Source organism: Isoptericola sp. MSGPD8_1_ISO-PGPR-S23-394, assembly GCF_058072785.1.
Genome location: NZ_CM176517.1, coordinates 298,587 through 314,841, shown reverse-complemented (window position 1 = coordinate 314,841; position 16,255 = coordinate 298,587). Strand labels below are relative to the sequence as shown.

Sequence of the window (16,255 nt, the reverse complement as noted above, 5' to 3'; positions counted from 1 at the left end):
GACAGGCCGGCAGGTGCCGACGACGACACCGGAGGTACGCATGAACAAGGCCGAGCTCGTCCACGCCGTCGCCGAGCGCGCGGGCAGCAGCCCCGCCGAGGCCAGGCGGCACGTCGACGCCGTGCTCGAGTCGATCGTCGACGGTGTCGCGGGAGGCGAGCGCGTCTCGCTCGTCGGGTTCGGCACGTTCGACAGCACGTCGCGCGCCGCCCGGACCGCCCGGAACCCGCGCACGGGCGCCACCGTCGACGTGCCGGCCGCCGTCGTGCCCCGGTTCCGGATCGGGGCGGGTTTCAAGGCCAAGGTCGCCGACGCCGAGGGTCCGACGGCTGCACGCACGCCGGGCACGGCGCGCCGGCCCGTCCCGGCGGCCACCGCCGAGGCGCAGAGCGCGCAGTCCACGAAGGTCGCCAAGGCCGCGAAGGCCACGGCCGACGGCACGTCCGGCGGGAAAAAGAAGAAGACGTCGAAGAAGGACTCCACGAAGGGCTCGAAGGGGAGCTCGAAGAGCGGGTCCACGAAGGACAAGAAGAAGTCGAAGAAGGGTAAGAAGGCCCGGAAGAAGTGAGGCCGGTCCGGGCTCGCGGCCCGGACCGGCTCTTCTCGTTCAGCGGTCTGCGCGCGCCTCGGTCAGCAGCCGGACGGCCTTCGGCCCGACGCCGTGCAGGGCCAGCAGCTCGTCGAGCGCGGCGGGCAGCTCGTCGAGCGTGCGGTATCCGGCATGCCGCAGAGCGCCTGTCGCCGGGCGTCCGATGCGCACACCGTCGAACACCGGGCCCGCGTCGTCGTCGGGCATCTCGTCCTCCGTCCTGCCCCAGCGTGGCCGGGTCGGCTCGTCCACTCCCAGGCTAGCTCCCGCCTCTTGACAATGTACCCCCCGGGGGTATGGTGGTGGCATGACCGAGACCGCAGAGCACGAGCACGTCGCGTCGCCCGGGCCGCACGACGGCCCGCACGGCTACGCCAGCGACAAGGCGGCGTACCTCAAGCGCATGCGTCGCATCGAGGGACAGGTGCGCGGGATCGCGCGCATGATCGACGAGGACGTCTACTGCATCGACATCCTCACGCAGGTGTCCGCCGTGACGAAGGCGCTGCAGTCGGTCAGCCTCGCGCTGGTCGAGGACCACCTCGGGCACTGCGTCGTCGATGCCGCCCGCGAGTCCGACGATGCCGGGGCCGCCAAGGTCAAGGAGGCGTCCGCCGCGATCGGCCGCCTCGTCCGCAGCTGACCACCACCACCGAACGAAGGAGCACCCCATGAGCACCGTCACCACGCTGGGCGTCACCGGCATGACTTGCGGCAACTGCGTCGCCCACGTCACCAGCGAGCTCGAGTCCGTGGACGGTGTCGAGCACGTGAGCATCGTGCTCGCGGCCGGCGGCGAGTCCGAGGCGACCGTCTTCTCCGACGAGCCCCTCGACGAGCAGGCCCTGCGCGACGCGGTCGACGAGGCCGGCTACGCCGTCGCGTCGCTCACGGTGCAGCCGAACGCGCTGCGGGAGCAGCACGCCGAGCAGGCCCCGGCCCGCCAGCAGGCCCACGACGACGCCGCGCGCCGCTTCGGCGCCGACGAGTAAAGCCCCTCCCCCGCGGACCGCCTGCCGACCCACGGGACCGACGCACCGCCGTCGGACCGTGCAGGCACTCCGCGCCGCGCCGGCCCCGACCGGCGCCCCGACCCCCGACGGCCGCCACCACGGCCCGTCGCCGGTGACCTCCGCCGTACCGCACCATCCTGGAGTCACCCATGAACACCACCCACAGCTCCTCCACCGCCCCGGCCGCGCCGCAGGCCGAGGTCGACCTCGCCATCCAGGGCATGACGTGCGCCTCGTGCGTCGCCCGGGTCGAGAAGAAGCTCACGCGGCTGCCCGGCGTCGAAGCCACCGTGAACCTGCCGCTCGAGAGCGCGCACGTGCGCCGTCCCGACGGTGTCACCGACGCCGACCTCGTGCAGGCCGTCGCCGCCGCCGGGTACACCGCGTCCGTCACCCGGTCGCGCGCCGCGGCACCCGTCGACCAGACCCCGTCCGCCCACGACGCCCACACGGGCACCGGCGAGCACACCGGCGGCCACGTCCACACCGAGTACAGCGGCGACGACCTGCGCCGACGGCTCCGCGTCGCGGCGGCCCTCACCGTGCCCGTCGTGCTGCTCTCGATGGTCCCGGCCTGGCAGTTCGCCGGCTGGCAGTGGGTCGTCGCCGCCCTGGCGCTGCCCGTGGTCACGTGGGGCGCCTGGCCGTTCCACACCGCGGCGGCACGTGCCGCCCGGCACGGGGCATCCACCATGGACACCCTCGTCTCGATCGGCGTGATCGCGGCGACCCTGTGGTCGCTGTGGGCCCTGCTGCTCGGCGGCGCCGGCGAGATCGGCATGACGATGCGCTTCTCGCTGCTGCCCTCTGGGGAGCACGGGGCCACCCCCGAGCTCTACTTCGAGGTCGCCGCCGTCGTGACGACGTTCCTGCTGGCCGGCCGCTACGCCGAGCACCGTTCCAAGCGGCGCGCGGGCGACGCGCTGCGCTCGCTGCTCGAGCTCGGCGCCAAGGAGGCCGAGCGGGTCCCCGCGGGGCCCGGCGGTGCCCCCACCCGCCGCGACGACGGCGCCCTGGTCACCGAGCGGGTGGCCGTCGCCGCGCTGCGCCCCGGCGACCTGTTCGCGGTGCGGCCGGGCGAGAAGATCGCCACCGACGGCGAGGTGGTCGAGGGCTCGTCCGCCGTCGACACCTCGCTGCTGACCGGCGAGCCGGTCCCCGTGGACGTCGCCCCCGGCGACCCTGTCACCGGCGCCACCGTCAACAGCTCCGGGCACCTGCTGGTCCGTGCCACCCGCGTCGGCGAGGAGACCACGCTCGCGCAGATCGGACGACTGGTGTCGCAGGCCCAGACGGGCAAGGCGCCGGTCCAGCGGCTCGCGGACCGCATCTCGGCGGTGTTCGTGCCGATCGTCCTGGTGCTCGCGGTCCTGACGCTCGCCGGCTGGCTGCTCGCCGGGGCGGACGTCCAGCTCGCGTTCACGGCGGCCGTGGCGGTGCTGATCATCGCCTGCCCGTGCGCGCTGGGGCTCGCGACCCCGACGGCGCTGCTGGTCGGCACCGGGCGCGGTGCCCAGCTCGGCGTGCTCATCAAGGGACCGGAGGTCCTGGAGTCCACCCGTCGCGTCGACACCGTGGTGCTCGACAAGACCGGCACGGTGACCCAGGGCGCGATGGCCCTGGAGAGCGTGGAGCCGACCGCGGGCGTGTCCGCGGACGAGGCGCTCCGGTACGCCGCCGTCGTCGAGGACCGCAGCGAGCACCCGATCGCCCAGGCGATCGCCTCCTCCGAGCTGTCAGAACCTCGTGGCGGTGTACAGCGTGCTGGTTCTGACAGCTCCACGGGGACCGGCGCCGACGGCGTCAGCATCGGCGCGCTGCAGGTGTTCGACTTCCGCTCCACGCCCGGCGGCGGTGTGGAGGCCGTCGTCCGGTCGGCCCACTCGGGGCTCGGCGCCGGCAGCACCGGGCTCGGTGCGCGGCGGGTCACGGTCGGGCGCCTGACCTGGCTCGACGACGCGGGCGTGCGCGTGCCGGACGACGTGCGCGACGCCGTCGGACGCGCCGAGGACGACGGGGCGACCGCCGTCGTCGTGGCCTGGGACGGGACGGCGCGCGCGGCGCTCGTGCTGCGCGACCCGGTCAAGCCGACCTCCGCCGAGGCCGTCGCCGAGCTGCGCGAGCTCGGGCTGCGCCCGGTGCTGCTCACGGGAGACTCCGAGGGAGCGGCCCGGGCCGCGGCCGCCGCGGTGGGCATCGACGAGGTGATCTCCCGCGTCCTGCCCGCCGACAAGGCGGACGTCGTGGCTCGGCTCCAGGCCGAGGGCCGGACGGTGGCGATGGTCGGCGACGGCGTGAACGACGCCGCGGCGCTGGCCACCGCGGACCTCGGGCTCGCGATGGGGACCGGCACGGACGTGGCCATCGAGGCGAGCGACATCACGCTGGTGCGGGGCGACCTGCGGGCGGCGGCGACCGCCGTCCGGCTGTCCCGGCGAACCCTGCGGGTCATCAAGCAGAACCTGTTCTGGGCGTTCGCGTACAACGTGGCGGCGATCCCGCTGGCGGCCGCCGGGCTGCTGAACCCGATGATCGCCGGGGCGGCGATGGCGGCCTCGTCGGTCATCGTGGTGACGAACTCGCTGCGGCTGCGCCGCGCCGGCTGACCCTCGCCCCGCTCTGCGCTGTGGGTATGAGATACCCACAGCGCAGAGCGAGCGGCCAGGAGGTCAGCGGAAGCGACGACCCTCGTCGCGGCGGTAGGCCCAGGCCGCCAGCACCGCGAAGACGACGGTCCACCCGAGGAGCACCGGCCACGCCCACGGGTTGGCTTCCATGCCCGTGAGCGCCTGCACCAGCAGGTCACGTCCGGCGCGCGTGGGCGTGAGTTGGGACAGGGTGTCCAGCCACGCCGGGAACATCATCGGCGGAAGGAACAGCCCGCCGGCGAACGCCAGCGGGAACAGGATCACCTGGACGACCGGCAGGGCCGCCTTGGCCGTCAGCGAGTAGCCGATCCCCATGCCCAGCAGCACGAACGGCACCGACGTCAGCAGGATCGTGCCGATCCCGGCCGCCAGCTCCGGCGCGGTGACCGCGGCGTCCGTGAACAGCCACGCCACCACGATCAGCGGGGCCAGGCCGAACAGCGTGAAGATCCCGCCGTTGCCCACGCGTGCCACCATGCGCGGTCCCGGCCCGGCCGGCAACGACCGCACGAACGGGTCGAACGGCAGCGCGCGGTCCTCCGCCACCCCGAGCCCGTACGTGAACAGGCTCGCGGAGCACACGCCGAACAGGGCGAGCCCCGCCACGGCCATCGTGGCGAATGCCGGGTTGCCCGCGACCTCCGGCTGCGGCACCACGAAGAACGCCATCGCCAGGGCGGGGAACAGCGCGTTGCCGATGACGGCCATCGGGATCCGCACCGTCTCGAGGAACTGGAACCTCAGGTGCAGCCACGCCAGGCGGACAGCGCTCACGGTCCGCGGCGCGGTCCCCGCCGACGTCGCCCCGGGTGAGGTGGTGTGCAGGGTGGTCATCGGGCCGCTCCTTCCATCGGTGCCGGCACGTCGGTGTCGACCATCTCCGCGAATGCCTCCTCGAGGCTGGCCCCCCGGATCTCCAGGTCGCGGAAGTCGACGTCGGCACGCACCAGGTCACGGACCAGGGCGTCGGCGTCCGGGGTGAACAGCGACTGCCGCGTCCCGTCGTCGGAGGCCGACGCCGGCCCGGCCGCTCCCTCGGTACGGACGACGCCGGGCCACGCGGACAGGTCGGCGGCGCAGGTGAGCACCACGCGCCGCAGCGCGACGCGGTCGAGGATCGCGTCGAGCGAGTCGTCGGCACGCACCACACCGTGGTCGATGACCACGACGCGTTCGGCGAGCGCCTGGACCTCCTCGAGGTAGTGGCTCGTCAGCAGCACGGTGCCGCCATCTGCGTGGTAGCGACGGATCGCGTCCCACAGCGCCTGGCGGGCCGAGACGTCCAGCCCGGTGGTCGGCTCGTCGAGCAGCACCACGCGCGGCCTGCCGACCAGCGACAGCGCGACGGCGAGCCGGCGCTTCTGCCCGCCGGAGAGCGCGCCGGTCTGCTTGCGGGCCATCTCGGTGAGCCCGAACTGCTCCAGCAGCTCCGCCGTCGGGACCGGGTGCGGGAAGTGCCCGCCGACGAAGTCGACGACCTCCCCCACCCGCAGGGTCGCGGGCAGGCCGGTCTCCTGCGGGGTGATGCCGAGGCCGATCCGGCTGGCCGCGTCGCGGGGGTCGCCGCCCAGCAGGCGCACGGTGCCGCGGTCGGGCTTGCGCTGGCCGCTGACCAGCGACAGCAGGGTGGACTTGCCGGCGCCGTTGGGGCCGAGGAGCCCCACGAGCTCGCCGGGGCCGACGTCGAGGGAGACGTCGTCGAGCGCGACCACGTCCCCGAATCTCCGGGTGACGCCGTCGACGGTGATGACGGTCATGCTCCTGGTCCCTTCAGCAGTGCGGTGAGGGTGGTCGTGTAGTCCTCGAAGGCGCGCTGGCCGTCCGTGGTCAGCGCGAGGTAGGTGACGGGCTTGCGCCCGGCGTGCGACTTGGAGACGCGGACGTAGCCGGCGTCCTCGAGCTTGCGCAGGTGGGTCGACAGGTTGCCCGCAGTCATGCCGAGCAGCTTCTGCAGCCGAGGGAAGACGATCTCGTCGCCCGCCGGCAGCGCGGCCAGCGTCGAGACGACCCGCAGCCGCGCCGGAGCGTGGATGACGGTGTCGAGCTCAGTCATCGCTGGTCCCCGGTCCGACGACGGAGGGGACGTCGGCCGCTCGGCCGCGGCGCCGTCGACGGGCGACGAGGACGGCCTCGACAGCGCACATGACCAGGAAACCGCCTCCACCGGCGCACGCCATGACGAGGTAGGTGGCGGGCATCCCGGCGACGGTGGCGATACCGCCGGTGAGCAGGATCCACAGGCCGAGCACGTAGAGGCGGTTGTCACCGAAGAACGTGCCGCCGGCAAGGTACATGAGGCCGACCACGACGCACGCGAGGGCGTTGGCCACCAGGCCGATCACCTCGTCGGACGCCCCGGCGCGGGCGATGCCGCTGATGACGAACGGGTAGGCGAGGAACCCGAGGCACCAGGACCAGCCGTACATCATGCCCACGCGGGCGCTGGGTCCGCGGGTGCCGGCACCGCGGGCGACGCTGTGCACGATCGTGATCGCGACAGCGGCGGCGAGCAGGGCGAAGAACGCGGTGAAGGCGAGACCGCTCGGCGAGCCGCCGCCCGGCGGGACGCTCCACCACAGCAGGAGGTAGCCGACGACCCACGCGACGCCCCACACGAGGTACAGCAGGCGCCCGTCGGGTTCGGTCGCCGACCGGGCATGCTGCTGGGACTCCTCGATGAGACGCAGCGACTCGGCAGGGTCGAGCGCCGGACCTCCGGCCGCGGGTGCGGCGCCGTCGTCGTGCTCGTGCGTCGCCATCAGGATGCCTCTCTCGGTGACTCGTACGGAACTGGGGTTTGTGTTGCAAACTTGTTTGTAGACTCCCACAGGCACGTCACAGGCACAACCCCCTGCGACCGGCGGGCAGCTCGCCTAGCGTGCGAGGACATCGACGGCCGTCCGACGCGAGGGGGAACCGGCATGGAGCTGCCGCTGCTGTACGCGACGATCGGTGTGGCGAGCGTCGTCCTGGCCCTGCTGAGCCGCCGGTTGCGGTCGCTGCCCGTGACCGAACCGCTCGTCGGGCTCGTGCTCGGGATCGTGTTGGCCCGGGCCGGGATCCTGGGCGGCTCCGGCGCCCTCGGCTGGACCGAGGCGCAGCGCGACACCCTCCTGCTCGAGTCGTCCCGCCTCCTGCTCGCCGCCTCCGTCATGGCCGCGGCGCTGCGCTTTCCCACCGGAACGCTCCGTGACCTGGTGCGGCCGGTCGACTGGATGCTGCTCGTCGTCATGCCCCTCGCCGCGGTGATCTCCGGCGCGCTGTCGCTGACCCTCGGGCTGCCCCTCGCGCTCGCCGCCGTGGTCGGCGCCTGCCTGAGCCCCACGGACCCCGTGCTCGCGGCCTCCGTGGTGACCGGCGACGTCGCCGAGACGTCCCTGCCCCAGCGCCTGCGTGCGCTGCTCACGGCGGAGAGCGGCGCCAACGACGGCCTCGCCCTCCCGCTCGTCGCGATCGCCGCCTCACTCGCCCTGACGGCACGGCACCCGGGCGAGGAGGCCCTCCATCTCGTGTGGCAGGTCCTCGGTGCCGCCGCCATCGGCGTCGTCGCGGGCGTCGCCACCGCCGCAGGACGACGGCGCGCCTCGCGCGAGCACGACCTCGCGGCCGGCCCGAGGCTCGTGCTCACCCTGCTCCTCGCGCTCGCCACCCTGGGACTCGCCCGGCTCGCCGGCACCGACGGCGTGCTCGCGGTCTTCGTGGCCGGCGTCGCCTACGGCGCGAGCACGGACCGCTCGACGCGCGAGGAGCAGGACATGGTCGACGAGGCCGTGAACCGGTATGCGGTCGTCCCGTTCTTCGCCCTCGTGGGGGCGGCGCTGCCGTGGGCGGACTGGGCCGCGCTCGGGCCGCCCCTCGCCCTCGTCACCGTCGGGGTCCTGCTCCTGCGCCGACTGCCGACGGTGCTGCTGTTGGCGCCGGCGCTCGGACTCGACCGCCGGGAGGCCGCGTTCGCGGGGTGGTTCGGGCCCATGGGCGTCTCGGCGGTGTTCTCCGTCTTCCACGCCCGTGACCAGGGCGTGGACGACCCCCGGCTGGTCGCCGTCGGGATGCTCCTGGTCGCGTGCAGCACGGTCGTGCACGGCACGACGGCGGCGCCGTTCGTGCGCGTCTTCGCCCGACAGGCTGGTTCTCGGTCGCCGTAATGTGATATCACTTTGATATCGACGATGCAGCGGCCACCCGGCCGCGAGGAGGAAACCGTGCCCGAGACCGCCACACCCCCGCAGGAGGCCGTCGCCGGCGAGCCCACCGGCCGACCCGTCGGCCACGCCGGCACCCGCGTCGACGTCACGGAACGCGAGGCGTGGTCGCTCGGGACCGGAGGTGCCGTGCTGGGCGTGCTCCTCGCCGTCGCCCTGGTCGGCCTCGGCATCGTGACGATCGTCGCCGCCGGCCCCGCCGGGGTGGTCCCCGGCGTGCTGCTCACCGCGGTCGGCGTCCTGCTCCTGACCGGCGTCTCCGTCGTCAGCCCGGGCGAGACCCTCGTCGTCCAGCTCTTCGGCCGCTACCTCGGCACGGTGCGGCGCACCGGGCTCGTCCTCGCTGTGCCGGTCACCACCCGGTCCAAGGTGTCGGTGCGCGTGCGCAACTTCGAGACCAGCGAGCTCAAGGTCAACGACGCCGACGGCAACCCGATCAACATCGCGACCATCGTGGTCTGGCAGGTCGCCGACACCGCCCGGGCGAGCTTCGCCGTCGAGGACTACGACGACTTCGTGGTGGTGCAGTCCGAGTCCGCGCTGCGGCACGTCGCCATGTCCCACCCGTACGACGGCGGCGACGGCGTCGAGTCGCTGCGCGGCGCCACCGAGCTGGTCTCCGACGAGATCGCCGCCGAGGTCGCCGAGCGGGTGGCCGTGGCCGGCATCGAGGTCGTCGAGGCCCGCATCTCGCACCTGGCCTACGCCCCCGAGATCGCCCAAGCCATGCTCCAGCGCCAGCAGGCCGGCGCGATCATCGCGGCCCGCGAGCGGATCGTCGACGGCGCGGTCTCCATGGTCGAGACGGCGCTGCACCGTCTCGAGGCCGAGGACGTCGTCACCCTCGACGACGAGCGCCGCGCCACCATGGTCTCCAACCTGCTCGTCGTCCTGTGCGGCGAGAGCCGCGCCACCCCGGTCGTCAACGCGGGGTCCCTGTACCAGTGACGACCTCCGCGGACGCTCCCTCGGGCGGGGACGACCCGCCCGAGGGCTCCGGCGCGCCCGGGGCGGTGCCGCCGTCAGCACGACGACCGTCCCGCAAGCAGGTGCTCCTGCGGCTCGACCCGGCGGTCCACGCGGCGCTCGCCCGGTGGGCGGCGGACGACCTGCGCAGCGTCAACGCCCAGATCGACCTGCTGCTGCGGCGCGCGCTCCACGACGCCGGCCGGCTGCCACGCGACGTGCGACCCCCGCGGCGACCCGGCCGTCCGCCGTCGGACCCGCAGTCCTGACCCCCGGCTCCGCCCCATCGCTGTGGGTATGAAATCTCCAGGTCTCCGTCCGCGAGAACGGGAGATTCCATACCCACAGCGAGGTGCGCGCCTACGCTGGGCGGCGTGCCCGACTCCACCGCCCCGGCCGCGACCACCCGATGGGCCCCGCCCGACCCGGCCGCCCCGGCGCGTACCCGGCACGCACGCCGCCGGACGGGTGCCGAGATCTGGATCGTCCTCGGCCTGAGCCTGGGCCAGAGCGCCGTCTACGCCGTCGTCAACATCGTCGCCCGGCTGACGGCCGAGACCGCGCTCGCCGACCAGAGCGCCACGCTCAACGCGTCCCGCTCGCCACGCCCGTACCTCGACCTGGTCTACCAGCTCCTCGGCATCGCGTTCGCGCTCCTCCCCGTGGCGCTGGCGGTGTACCTCCTCAGCGCACGGGGCCCCGGCACCCTGCGCCGCATCGGGCTCGACGCCGCCCGGCCCGGCCGCGACACCGCCTGGGGGTTCGCCCTGGCCGCCGCCATCGGCATCCCGGGCCTGGCGTTCTACGCGCTCGGGCGCGCTCTCGGCATCACGGTCAGCGTCGAGGCCAGCGCGCTGAACGCCGCCTGGTGGACCGTCCCCGTGCTGGTCCTCGCCGCGCTGCAGAACGGCCTCCTCGAGGAGGTGATCGCCGTCGCCTACCTCACCGAGCGCACCACGGACCTCGGCTGGACGCGCCTGCAGATCATCGTCGCGAGCTCGCTCCTGCGCGGTTCGTACCACCTCTACCAGGGGATCGGGCCGTTCCTCGGCAACGTGGTGATGGGCATCGTCTTCTCGTGGTTCTACACGTCCCGCTGGGGCCGGCACCGGGTGCTGCCGCTGGTGGTCGCGCACACCCTGCTCGACGTCGTCGCGTTCGTCGGATACGCGCTGGTTCCCGCCGAGTGGCGCGCGGCGCTCGGGATCACCTGACCCCTCGCACCGCGCGCCGTCCGGTCACAGGCCGCGCAGCGCCTCGCGCCGCTCGGCCTGGGCCACCGGGTCCGGCACCGGCAGCGACGCAAGCAGCCGCCGCGTGTAGGCCTCGCGGGGAGCACCGAGCACCTCGGCGCCCGTCCCCTCCTCCACGAGGCTTCCCCGGTAGAGCACCGCGATCCGGTCCGCGACCAGGTCCACGACGGCGAGGTCGTGCGAGACGAAGAGGCACGCGAACCCCAGCTCCGCCTGCAGGTCGGCGAACAGCTCGAGCACCTTCGCCTGGACCGAGACGTCGAGCGCCGACGTCGGCTCGTCCGCGACGAGCAGCTCCGGGTCCAGCGCCAGCGCCCGGGCCAACGACGCCCGCTGGCGCTGCCCGCCCGACAGCTCGTGCGGGTAGCGGTCGCCGTACGAGCGCGGCAGCTGCACCGCCTCGAGGAGCTCGTCGACGCGGCCGCGCGCCTCCTCGGGCGAGGAAGCCCGCCCGTGCACCACCAACGGCTCGGCCACGCAGTCGGCGACGGTCAGCAGCGGGTTGAACGACGTGCCCGGGTCCTGGAACACGAAGCCGAGCCGCGGCCGCATCGCCCGCAGTCCACGCGCCCGGGTGCCGTTCATCTGCGTCCCGAGCACCTCCAGCGACCCGCCCGACACCGGCGTCAGCCCGGCGATCGCGCGGGCGATCGTCGTCTTGCCGGAGCCGGACTCCCCCACCAGACCGAGCACCTCGCCCGGCCGGATGTCGAACGACACGTCGTCGACGGCGGTGAAGCCGGGATGGCGGAACCGGCCCGGGTACGTGATGGTCAGCCCGGCGGCCCGGACCACCGGTTCGCCCCCCGCCCAGCCGTCGGGCCGCTGCGCCAGCCGGGCGGCCGCACGGGCCGTCCCCTCCCCCACGCGCGGGACGGACTTGAGCAGCGCCCGGGTGTACTCCGCCTGGGGGTTCTCGAACAGGTCCGTCACCGCGGCCTGCTCGACCACCTTGCCCTGGTACATGACCGCCACCCGGTCCGCCAGGTCGGCCACCACACCCATGTTGTGCGTGATGAGCACGATCGCCGTGCCGGTCTCGTCGCGCAGCCGTCGCAGCAGCTCGAGGATCTCGGCCTGCACCGTGACGTCGAGCGCGGTGGTCGGCTCGTCCGCCACGATGATCCCCGGGTCCAGCACGAGGGCCATCGCGATGACGATGCGCTGCTTCTGCCCGCCGGAGAACTGGTGCGGGTAGTGGTCGACCCGGCGCTCCGGGTCCGGGATGCCGACGCGAGCCAGCACCTCGACCGCCCGACGGCGTGCCTCCTTGCGGGAGACCTTGCCGTGGGCGCGCAGGCCCTCGATGATCTGCCACCCGACGGTGTAGACCGGGTTGAGCGCCGAGGACGGCTCCTGGAAGACCATCGCGACGTCGGTGCCCCGCACCTCGCGCAGCCGCTTGCCCGAGACGGCCACGACGTCGGTGCGACGCCCCCCGTGGCCGGTCAGGACGACGGCACCCCGCGTCGTCGCCGTCTCGGGCAGCAGCCCGAGGATCGTCTTCGCGGTGACGGTCTTGCCGGAACCCGACTCGCCGACGATCGCCAGGACCTCGCCGGACGCGACGTCGAGGCTCACGCCGTCGACGGCCCGCACCGGGCCGGCGTCGGTGGCGAAGGAGACCGCCAGGTCGTCGATCCGGGCGACGGGCTCCGCCCGGCCGTCGTGGGTCTCGCTCGTGGTGGTCACTTCTCGTCCTCCTTCTCCACGGAGGTCTCGGCGACCTCGCCCGCGACCTCCGACGACGCGGTCCGCGAGCGCAGCCGCGGGTCGGCGAGGTCGTTGAGCGACTCGCCGACGAGCGTCATGCCCATGGCCGCCGAGACGATCGCCAGGCCGGGGAACAGTGCCGTCCACCAGATGCCGGAGGTGACGTCCGCGACCGACCGTTGCAGGTCGTAGCCCCACTCGGCCGCCGCCGTCGGCTCGATCCCGAACCCGAGGAACCCGAGCCCGGCGAGCGTGAGGATCGCCTCCGAGGCGTTGAGGGTGACGATGAGCGGCAGGGTGCGGGTCGAGTTGCGCAGCACGTGGCGCGTCATGATGCGCCACGGGCCGGTGCCCAGCACGCGGGCGGAGTCGACGAACGCCTCCGCCTTGATCCGCACCACCTCGGCGCGCACCACCCGGAAGTACTGGGGGATGAACACCACCGTGATGGACAGCGCGGCGGCGAAGATGCCGCCCCACATGCTCGACTGGCCGCCGGAGATGACGATGGCGAGCAGGATCGCGAGCAGCAGCGAGGGGAAGGCGTAGACGGCGTCCGCGACGAGCACGAGGACGCGGTCCAGCCACCCGCCGAAGTACCCGGACACGAGCCCGAGCAGCACGCCCACGACGATCGAGGACAGCACGGCGACGATCACGACGAGCAGCGCGGTCTGGGCGCCCCAGATCACGCGGGAGAACACGTCGTACCCGCCGACCGTGGTGCCGAACCAGTGCTCGGCCGACGGCGGCTGCTGCGCGCCGAAGGCCTCGTCACCGGACCGTAGCTGCGACCAGCCGTAGGGCGCGATCCACCGCGACAGCACCGCGGTGAGGACGAACACGGCCGTGAGGACCAGGCCCGCGACGAGCATGAACCGCTGCAGCCCGACGCTCTGCCGGAGCTGGTGCACCACGGGCAGCCTCTTGAACCAGGCACCACGCCCGCGCAGGTGCTCGGGTGTCGCGTCGGACGCGCCGACGCCGGCGACTTCTGGAGCGGTCATCAGTACCTCACCCTCGGGTCGACCAGGGCCGCGATGATGTCGACCAGGAAGTTCGTCACGGCGACCACCACGGCCATGAGCACGACGATGCCCTGCACGGCCACGAAGTCGCGGGCCTGCAGGTACTCGGCGAGCTGGAAGCCCAGCCCGCGCCACTCGAACGTGGTCTCGGTGAGCACCGCCCCGACGAGCAGCATCGCGATCTGCATGCCGGCCACCGTGATGATCGGGATCAGGGCCGGTCGCCAGGCGTGCGTGCGGACCAGGCGGCTCTCGCCGACCCCGCGCGAGCGGGCGGCGTCGATGTACTCGCGGCCCAGCGTGCCGATCATGTTGGTGCGGACCAGCCGGAGGAACACCCCGGCGGTGAGCAGGCCGAGGGCGAGCGCCGGCAGCGCGGCGTGCGAGAGCACGTCGAGCAGGACGGCGGGGTTCCCGGTCTGGAAGGCGTCGATCAGCATGAAGCCCGAGTCGGCGTCAGCCATGCGCATCTCGATCTCGCCCGCCGTCGACACCCGGCCGGCCACGGGGAACCACCCGAGCCACACGGAGAAGACGAGCTTGAGCAGCAGGCCGGCGAAGAACACCGGCGTGGCGTAGGCGAGGATCGCGAGGACCCGGAGCACGGCGTCGGGGTAGCGGTCGCGGAAGTAGCCGCTGAGCATCCCGAACGGGACCCCCAGCACCACCGCGACGAGCACCGCGTACGCGGACAGCTCCAGCGTGGCGGCGCCGTAGGTGGTGAGGATCTCGGTCACCGGACGGTTGTCGCTGATGGTGGTGCCGAGGTCGCCGGTGAAGACGCCCGTCAGGTACTCCCAGTACTGCACGAGGATCGGCCGGTCGTAGCCGGCGGCCGCGATGCGCTCGGCGAGCTGGTCGGGCGTGAGACGACCGCCGAGGGCGGCCGTGATCGGGTCACCGGTGCTGCGCATGAGCACGAACACGGTGGTGACCAGGATGAAGACGGTGGGGATGATCAGCAGGAAGCGCACCAGGACGTAGCGTCCCAGTGCGCTCCCTGCCGCCGGTGAGGCAGCCACGTGCGGTGAACCTGTCCCGTCAGCCCTTGGCCAGTGCCGCGTAGCGGAACTTGAAGGACGCGTCGAGCGTGTCCTCGGCACCGGTGACGTCGGCGCCGACGACGGCCACCTGTGCGCCCTGGAGATACGGCACCGTGGACAGGTCCTGCGCCACGGTGTCCTGGATCTCCTCGATGACGGCCGTGCGCTCGTCCGGGTCGGTGGTCACACCCTGCTCGCGGATGAGGTCGTCGACCGTGGGGTTCGAGTAGTGGTTGCCCAGGAACCCGCCCTCGAGGAAGAAGGGCGTGAGGTAGTTGTCCGCGTCGGAGTAGTCCGGGAACCAGCCGAGCTGGTAGGCCGGGTAGACGTCGGCGGTGCGGTCCTCGCTGTACTGGACCCACTCGGTGGTCTGCAGGTCGACCGTGAACAGACCGGTCGCCTCGAGCTGGTCCTTGATGAGGGCGTACTCGTCGCCCGAGGAGGGACCGTAGTGGTCGTTGGAGTACTGCAGGCTCAGGGCCACCGGCGTCTCCACGCCCGCGTCGGCGAGCACCTGCTCCGCGGCGGCGGCGTCCGGGCCACCGGCCCCGTCGCCGTAGAGCTCCTTGAGCGACTCGGTCGCGCCGGTCAGGCCCGCCGGGACGTAGGAGTACAGCGGCGTGTAGGTGCCCTTGTAGACCTGCTCGGAGATCGCCTCGCGGTCGATGAGGTGGGCGACCGCCTGACGCACGGCGAGCGCGCTGTCCTCGTCGGCCTCCGGCTGGGCGGCGCCGTACGGCTGGGTGTCGAAGTTGAACACGATGTAGCGGATCTCCCCGCCGGGGCCCTCGACGACCTTGACGTTCTCGTCGCCCTGGAGGTCCTCGACGTCGGTCGACGACAGCGAGCGGAACGCCACGTCGACGGCGCCCTGCTGCACCTCGAGCTTGAGGTTCGAGGCGTCGGCGTAGTACGCCACGTTGATCGCCGGGGTCTCGGCCGGGCCGAGCAGCCCCTGGTACCCGTCGTAGGCCTCGTAGGTGACGAGCTCGTTGAGCGTGTAGCTCGTGATCGCGTACTGGCCGGCGAACGCGTTGCCGTCGACGATCTCCTGGTCGGGCGTGAGCTCGTCGGCGGAGAAGACGTCCTCGTCCACGACCGGGCCGGCCGGGGACGACAGGATCTGCGGGAACGTCTGGTCGTTCTCGCTCTTGAGGGTGAACACCACCGTGGTGTCGTCCACGGCCTCCGTGCTCTCCAGGTTGTACAGCAGCGACGACGGCCCGTTCTCCGCGGCGATCGCGAGCTGCCGGTCGAAGCTGAACTTGACGTCCGAGGCGGTCAGGTCGTTGCCGTTGGCCCACTTCAGGCCGGGCTTGAGCGTGACGGTGTACTCCGTCGGCGAGGTGAACTCCGCCGACTCGGCGATGTCCGGCTCGACCTCGGGGCTGCCGTAGGGCGTGTTCATCAGGAAGGGGTAGACCTGGTTCATGACGGCGAACGAGCCGTTGTCGTACGAGCCGGCCGGGTCGATCGTCGTGATCTTGTCGGTCGTGCCGATGGTCAGTGCCTCGGCGCCGCCGCCGTCGCCGTCGGCGGTGTCGGCGTCGCCCGACCCGCCGCCGCCGCACGCCGCGAGCAGCAGGGTGGCGGTCGCCACCCCCGCAGCCACGGACAGGCCGCGACGGTTCCCTCGAATGGTCCTCATGTGTGGTCTCCTCCTCGGTGCGGCCGCGGGTCGTCGCGGGCACGGTGCGGAGATGTCTAGCAGCCGCTCGTGTCGGACAGATCACGTCGATGTGTCATGTCCGGCACTCCCGCCACGACGCGGTAGTTGTTGCGGGCACACTACCCCTCGGG

Annotated in this window: 17 protein-coding genes; 8 read left to right on the top strand and 9 right to left on the bottom strand. The window is 72.9% G+C overall.

What is annotated here, in order from left to right:
- Window positions 1–40: 40 nt before the first annotated feature.
- On the top strand, window positions 41–568 hold the full coding sequence (locus AC3RJ8_RS01450) for an HU family DNA-binding protein (protein ID WP_489714199.1): 528 nt from the start codon (window positions 41–43) through the stop codon (window positions 566–568).
- A gap of 39 nt (window positions 569–607) precedes the next feature.
- Here AC3RJ8_RS01450 and AC3RJ8_RS01445 read toward each other — a convergent pair whose 3' ends face one another.
- On the bottom strand, window positions 608–796 hold the full coding sequence (locus tag AC3RJ8_RS01445) for a helix-hairpin-helix domain-containing protein (protein WP_489714198.1): 189 nt from the start codon (window positions 794–796) through the stop codon (window positions 608–610).
- 100 nt (window positions 797–896) lie between these two features.
- Here AC3RJ8_RS01445 and AC3RJ8_RS01440 point away from each other — a divergent pair, with 100 nt between their 5' ends.
- The 3 genes from AC3RJ8_RS01440 (at window position 897) to AC3RJ8_RS01430 (ending at window position 4,208) form a co-directional block, all read left to right on the top strand.
- Window positions 897–1,232: a metal-sensitive transcriptional regulator gene (locus AC3RJ8_RS01440; RefSeq protein ID WP_407320214.1), complete on the top strand. Its 336-nt coding sequence runs from the start codon at window positions 897–899 to the stop codon at window positions 1,230–1,232.
- 28 nt (window positions 1,233–1,260) lie between these two features.
- Window positions 1,261–1,581, top strand: a complete 321-nt coding sequence (locus tag AC3RJ8_RS01435; RefSeq protein ID WP_407320213.1) for a heavy-metal-associated domain-containing protein — start codon at window positions 1,261–1,263, stop codon at window positions 1,579–1,581.
- 170 nt (window positions 1,582–1,751) lie between these two features.
- Window positions 1,752–4,208 carry a heavy metal translocating P-type ATPase gene (locus AC3RJ8_RS01430; RefSeq protein WP_489714197.1) on the top strand — a complete coding sequence of 819 codons (2,457 nt, stop codon included), beginning with the start codon at window positions 1,752–1,754 and terminating at the stop codon, window positions 4,206–4,208.
- Window positions 4,209–4,271: 63 nt separating this feature from the next.
- Here the strand turns inward: AC3RJ8_RS01430 and AC3RJ8_RS01425 are convergent, their stop codons facing one another.
- From AC3RJ8_RS01425 to AC3RJ8_RS01410, 4 genes are read right to left on the bottom strand one after another with little or no spacing between them, the layout of a single operon-like run.
- Complete coding sequence (locus tag AC3RJ8_RS01425) at window positions 4,272–5,084, bottom strand: ABC transporter permease (protein WP_489714196.1); 813 nt, start codon at window positions 5,082–5,084, stop codon at window positions 4,272–4,274.
- On the bottom strand, window positions 5,081–6,007 hold the full coding sequence (locus AC3RJ8_RS01420) for an ABC transporter ATP-binding protein (RefSeq protein ID WP_489714195.1): 927 nt from the start codon (window positions 6,005–6,007) through the stop codon (window positions 5,081–5,083). Before AC3RJ8_RS01420 ends, AC3RJ8_RS01425 begins: the two co-directional genes overlap by 4 nt.
- Window positions 6,004–6,303 carry a transcriptional regulator gene (locus tag AC3RJ8_RS01415; protein ID WP_489714194.1) on the bottom strand — a complete coding sequence of 100 codons (300 nt, stop codon included), beginning with the start codon at window positions 6,301–6,303 and terminating at the stop codon, window positions 6,004–6,006. Before AC3RJ8_RS01415 ends, AC3RJ8_RS01420 begins: the two co-directional genes overlap by 4 nt.
- On the bottom strand, window positions 6,296–7,009 hold the full coding sequence (locus AC3RJ8_RS01410; RefSeq protein WP_489714193.1) for a hypothetical protein: 714 nt from the start codon (window positions 7,007–7,009) through the stop codon (window positions 6,296–6,298). Before AC3RJ8_RS01410 ends, AC3RJ8_RS01415 begins: the two co-directional genes overlap by 8 nt.
- Before the next feature lie 162 nt (window positions 7,010–7,171).
- Between AC3RJ8_RS01410 and AC3RJ8_RS01405 the strand changes: the two genes are divergently transcribed.
- The 4 genes from AC3RJ8_RS01405 (at window position 7,172) to AC3RJ8_RS01390 (ending at window position 10,632) form a co-directional block, all read left to right on the top strand.
- Window positions 7,172–8,395: a cation:proton antiporter domain-containing protein gene (locus AC3RJ8_RS01405; RefSeq protein ID WP_489714192.1), complete on the top strand. Its 1,224-nt coding sequence runs from the start codon at window positions 7,172–7,174 to the stop codon at window positions 8,393–8,395.
- 57 nt (window positions 8,396–8,452) lie between these two features.
- Window positions 8,453–9,400: an SPFH domain-containing protein gene (locus tag AC3RJ8_RS01400; RefSeq protein ID WP_489714191.1), complete on the top strand. Its 948-nt coding sequence runs from the start codon at window positions 8,453–8,455 to the stop codon at window positions 9,398–9,400.
- Entirely contained in the window at window positions 9,397–9,687 is a 291-nt protein-coding gene (locus AC3RJ8_RS01395) for a type II toxin-antitoxin system antitoxin (protein WP_489714190.1), read from the top strand. Before AC3RJ8_RS01400 ends, AC3RJ8_RS01395 begins: the two co-directional genes overlap by 4 nt.
- 105 nt (window positions 9,688–9,792) lie before the next feature.
- On the top strand, window positions 9,793–10,632 hold the full coding sequence (locus AC3RJ8_RS01390; protein WP_489714189.1) for a CPBP family intramembrane glutamic endopeptidase: 840 nt from the start codon (window positions 9,793–9,795) through the stop codon (window positions 10,630–10,632).
- Between the two features lie 24 nt (window positions 10,633–10,656).
- Here the strand turns inward: AC3RJ8_RS01390 and AC3RJ8_RS01385 are convergent, their stop codons facing one another.
- The 4 genes from AC3RJ8_RS01385 to AC3RJ8_RS01370 are packed head-to-tail and all read right to left on the bottom strand — an operon-like array spanning window position 10,657 to window position 16,103.
- Window positions 10,657–12,363, bottom strand: coding sequence for a dipeptide ABC transporter ATP-binding protein (locus tag AC3RJ8_RS01385; RefSeq protein WP_489714188.1), 1,707 nt, complete (start codon window positions 12,361–12,363; stop codon window positions 10,657–10,659).
- Window positions 12,360–13,391 carry an ABC transporter permease gene (locus AC3RJ8_RS01380; protein ID WP_489714187.1) on the bottom strand — a complete coding sequence of 344 codons (1,032 nt, stop codon included), beginning with the start codon at window positions 13,389–13,391 and terminating at the stop codon, window positions 12,360–12,362. The genes AC3RJ8_RS01385 and AC3RJ8_RS01380 overlap by 4 nt, the downstream gene beginning before the upstream one ends.
- Window positions 13,391–14,434, bottom strand: coding sequence for an ABC transporter permease (locus tag AC3RJ8_RS01375; protein WP_407320201.1), 1,044 nt, complete (start codon window positions 14,432–14,434; stop codon window positions 13,391–13,393). Before AC3RJ8_RS01375 ends, AC3RJ8_RS01380 begins: the two co-directional genes overlap by 1 nt.
- Window positions 14,435–14,453: 19 nt before the next feature.
- Window positions 14,454–16,103 (bottom strand): ABC transporter substrate-binding protein, encoded by a 1,650-nt coding sequence (locus AC3RJ8_RS01370; protein ID WP_489714186.1) that lies wholly within the window; start codon window positions 16,101–16,103, stop codon window positions 14,454–14,456.
- Window positions 16,104–16,255: the final 152 nt, after the last annotated feature.

Excerpts from the sequence above, each read along its gene's own strand:
- AC3RJ8_RS01450 (WP_489714199.1), top strand. The coding sequence starts at position 41 with ATGAACAAGGCCGAGCTCGTCCACGCCGTCGCCGAGCGCGCGGGCAGC.
- AC3RJ8_RS01410 (WP_489714193.1), bottom strand. The coding sequence starts at position 7,009 with ATGGCGACGCACGAGCACGACGACGGCGCCGCACCCGCGGCCGGAGGT.
- AC3RJ8_RS01370 (WP_489714186.1), bottom strand. The coding sequence starts at position 16,103 with ATGAGGACCATTCGAGGGAACCGTCGCGGCCTGTCCGTGGCTGCGGGG.
- AC3RJ8_RS01420 (WP_489714195.1), bottom strand. The coding sequence starts at position 6,007 with ATGACCGTCATCACCGTCGACGGCGTCACCCGGAGATTCGGGGACGTG.
- AC3RJ8_RS01405 (WP_489714192.1), top strand. The coding sequence starts at position 7,172 with ATGGAGCTGCCGCTGCTGTACGCGACGATCGGTGTGGCGAGCGTCGTC.
- AC3RJ8_RS01380 (WP_489714187.1), bottom strand. The coding sequence starts at position 13,391 with ATGACCGCTCCAGAAGTCGCCGGCGTCGGCGCGTCCGACGCGACACCC.
- AC3RJ8_RS01430 (WP_489714197.1), top strand. The coding sequence starts at position 1,752 with ATGAACACCACCCACAGCTCCTCCACCGCCCCGGCCGCGCCGCAGGCC.
- AC3RJ8_RS01440 (WP_407320214.1), top strand. The coding sequence starts at position 897 with ATGACCGAGACCGCAGAGCACGAGCACGTCGCGTCGCCCGGGCCGCAC.
- AC3RJ8_RS01415 (WP_489714194.1), bottom strand. The coding sequence starts at position 6,303 with ATGACTGAGCTCGACACCGTCATCCACGCTCCGGCGCGGCTGCGGGTC.
- AC3RJ8_RS01445 (WP_489714198.1), bottom strand. The coding sequence starts at position 796 with ATGCCCGACGACGACGCGGGCCCGGTGTTCGACGGTGTGCGCATCGGA.
- AC3RJ8_RS01425 (WP_489714196.1), bottom strand. The coding sequence starts at position 5,084 with ATGACCACCCTGCACACCACCTCACCCGGGGCGACGTCGGCGGGGACC.
- AC3RJ8_RS01435 (WP_407320213.1), top strand. The coding sequence starts at position 1,261 with ATGAGCACCGTCACCACGCTGGGCGTCACCGGCATGACTTGCGGCAAC.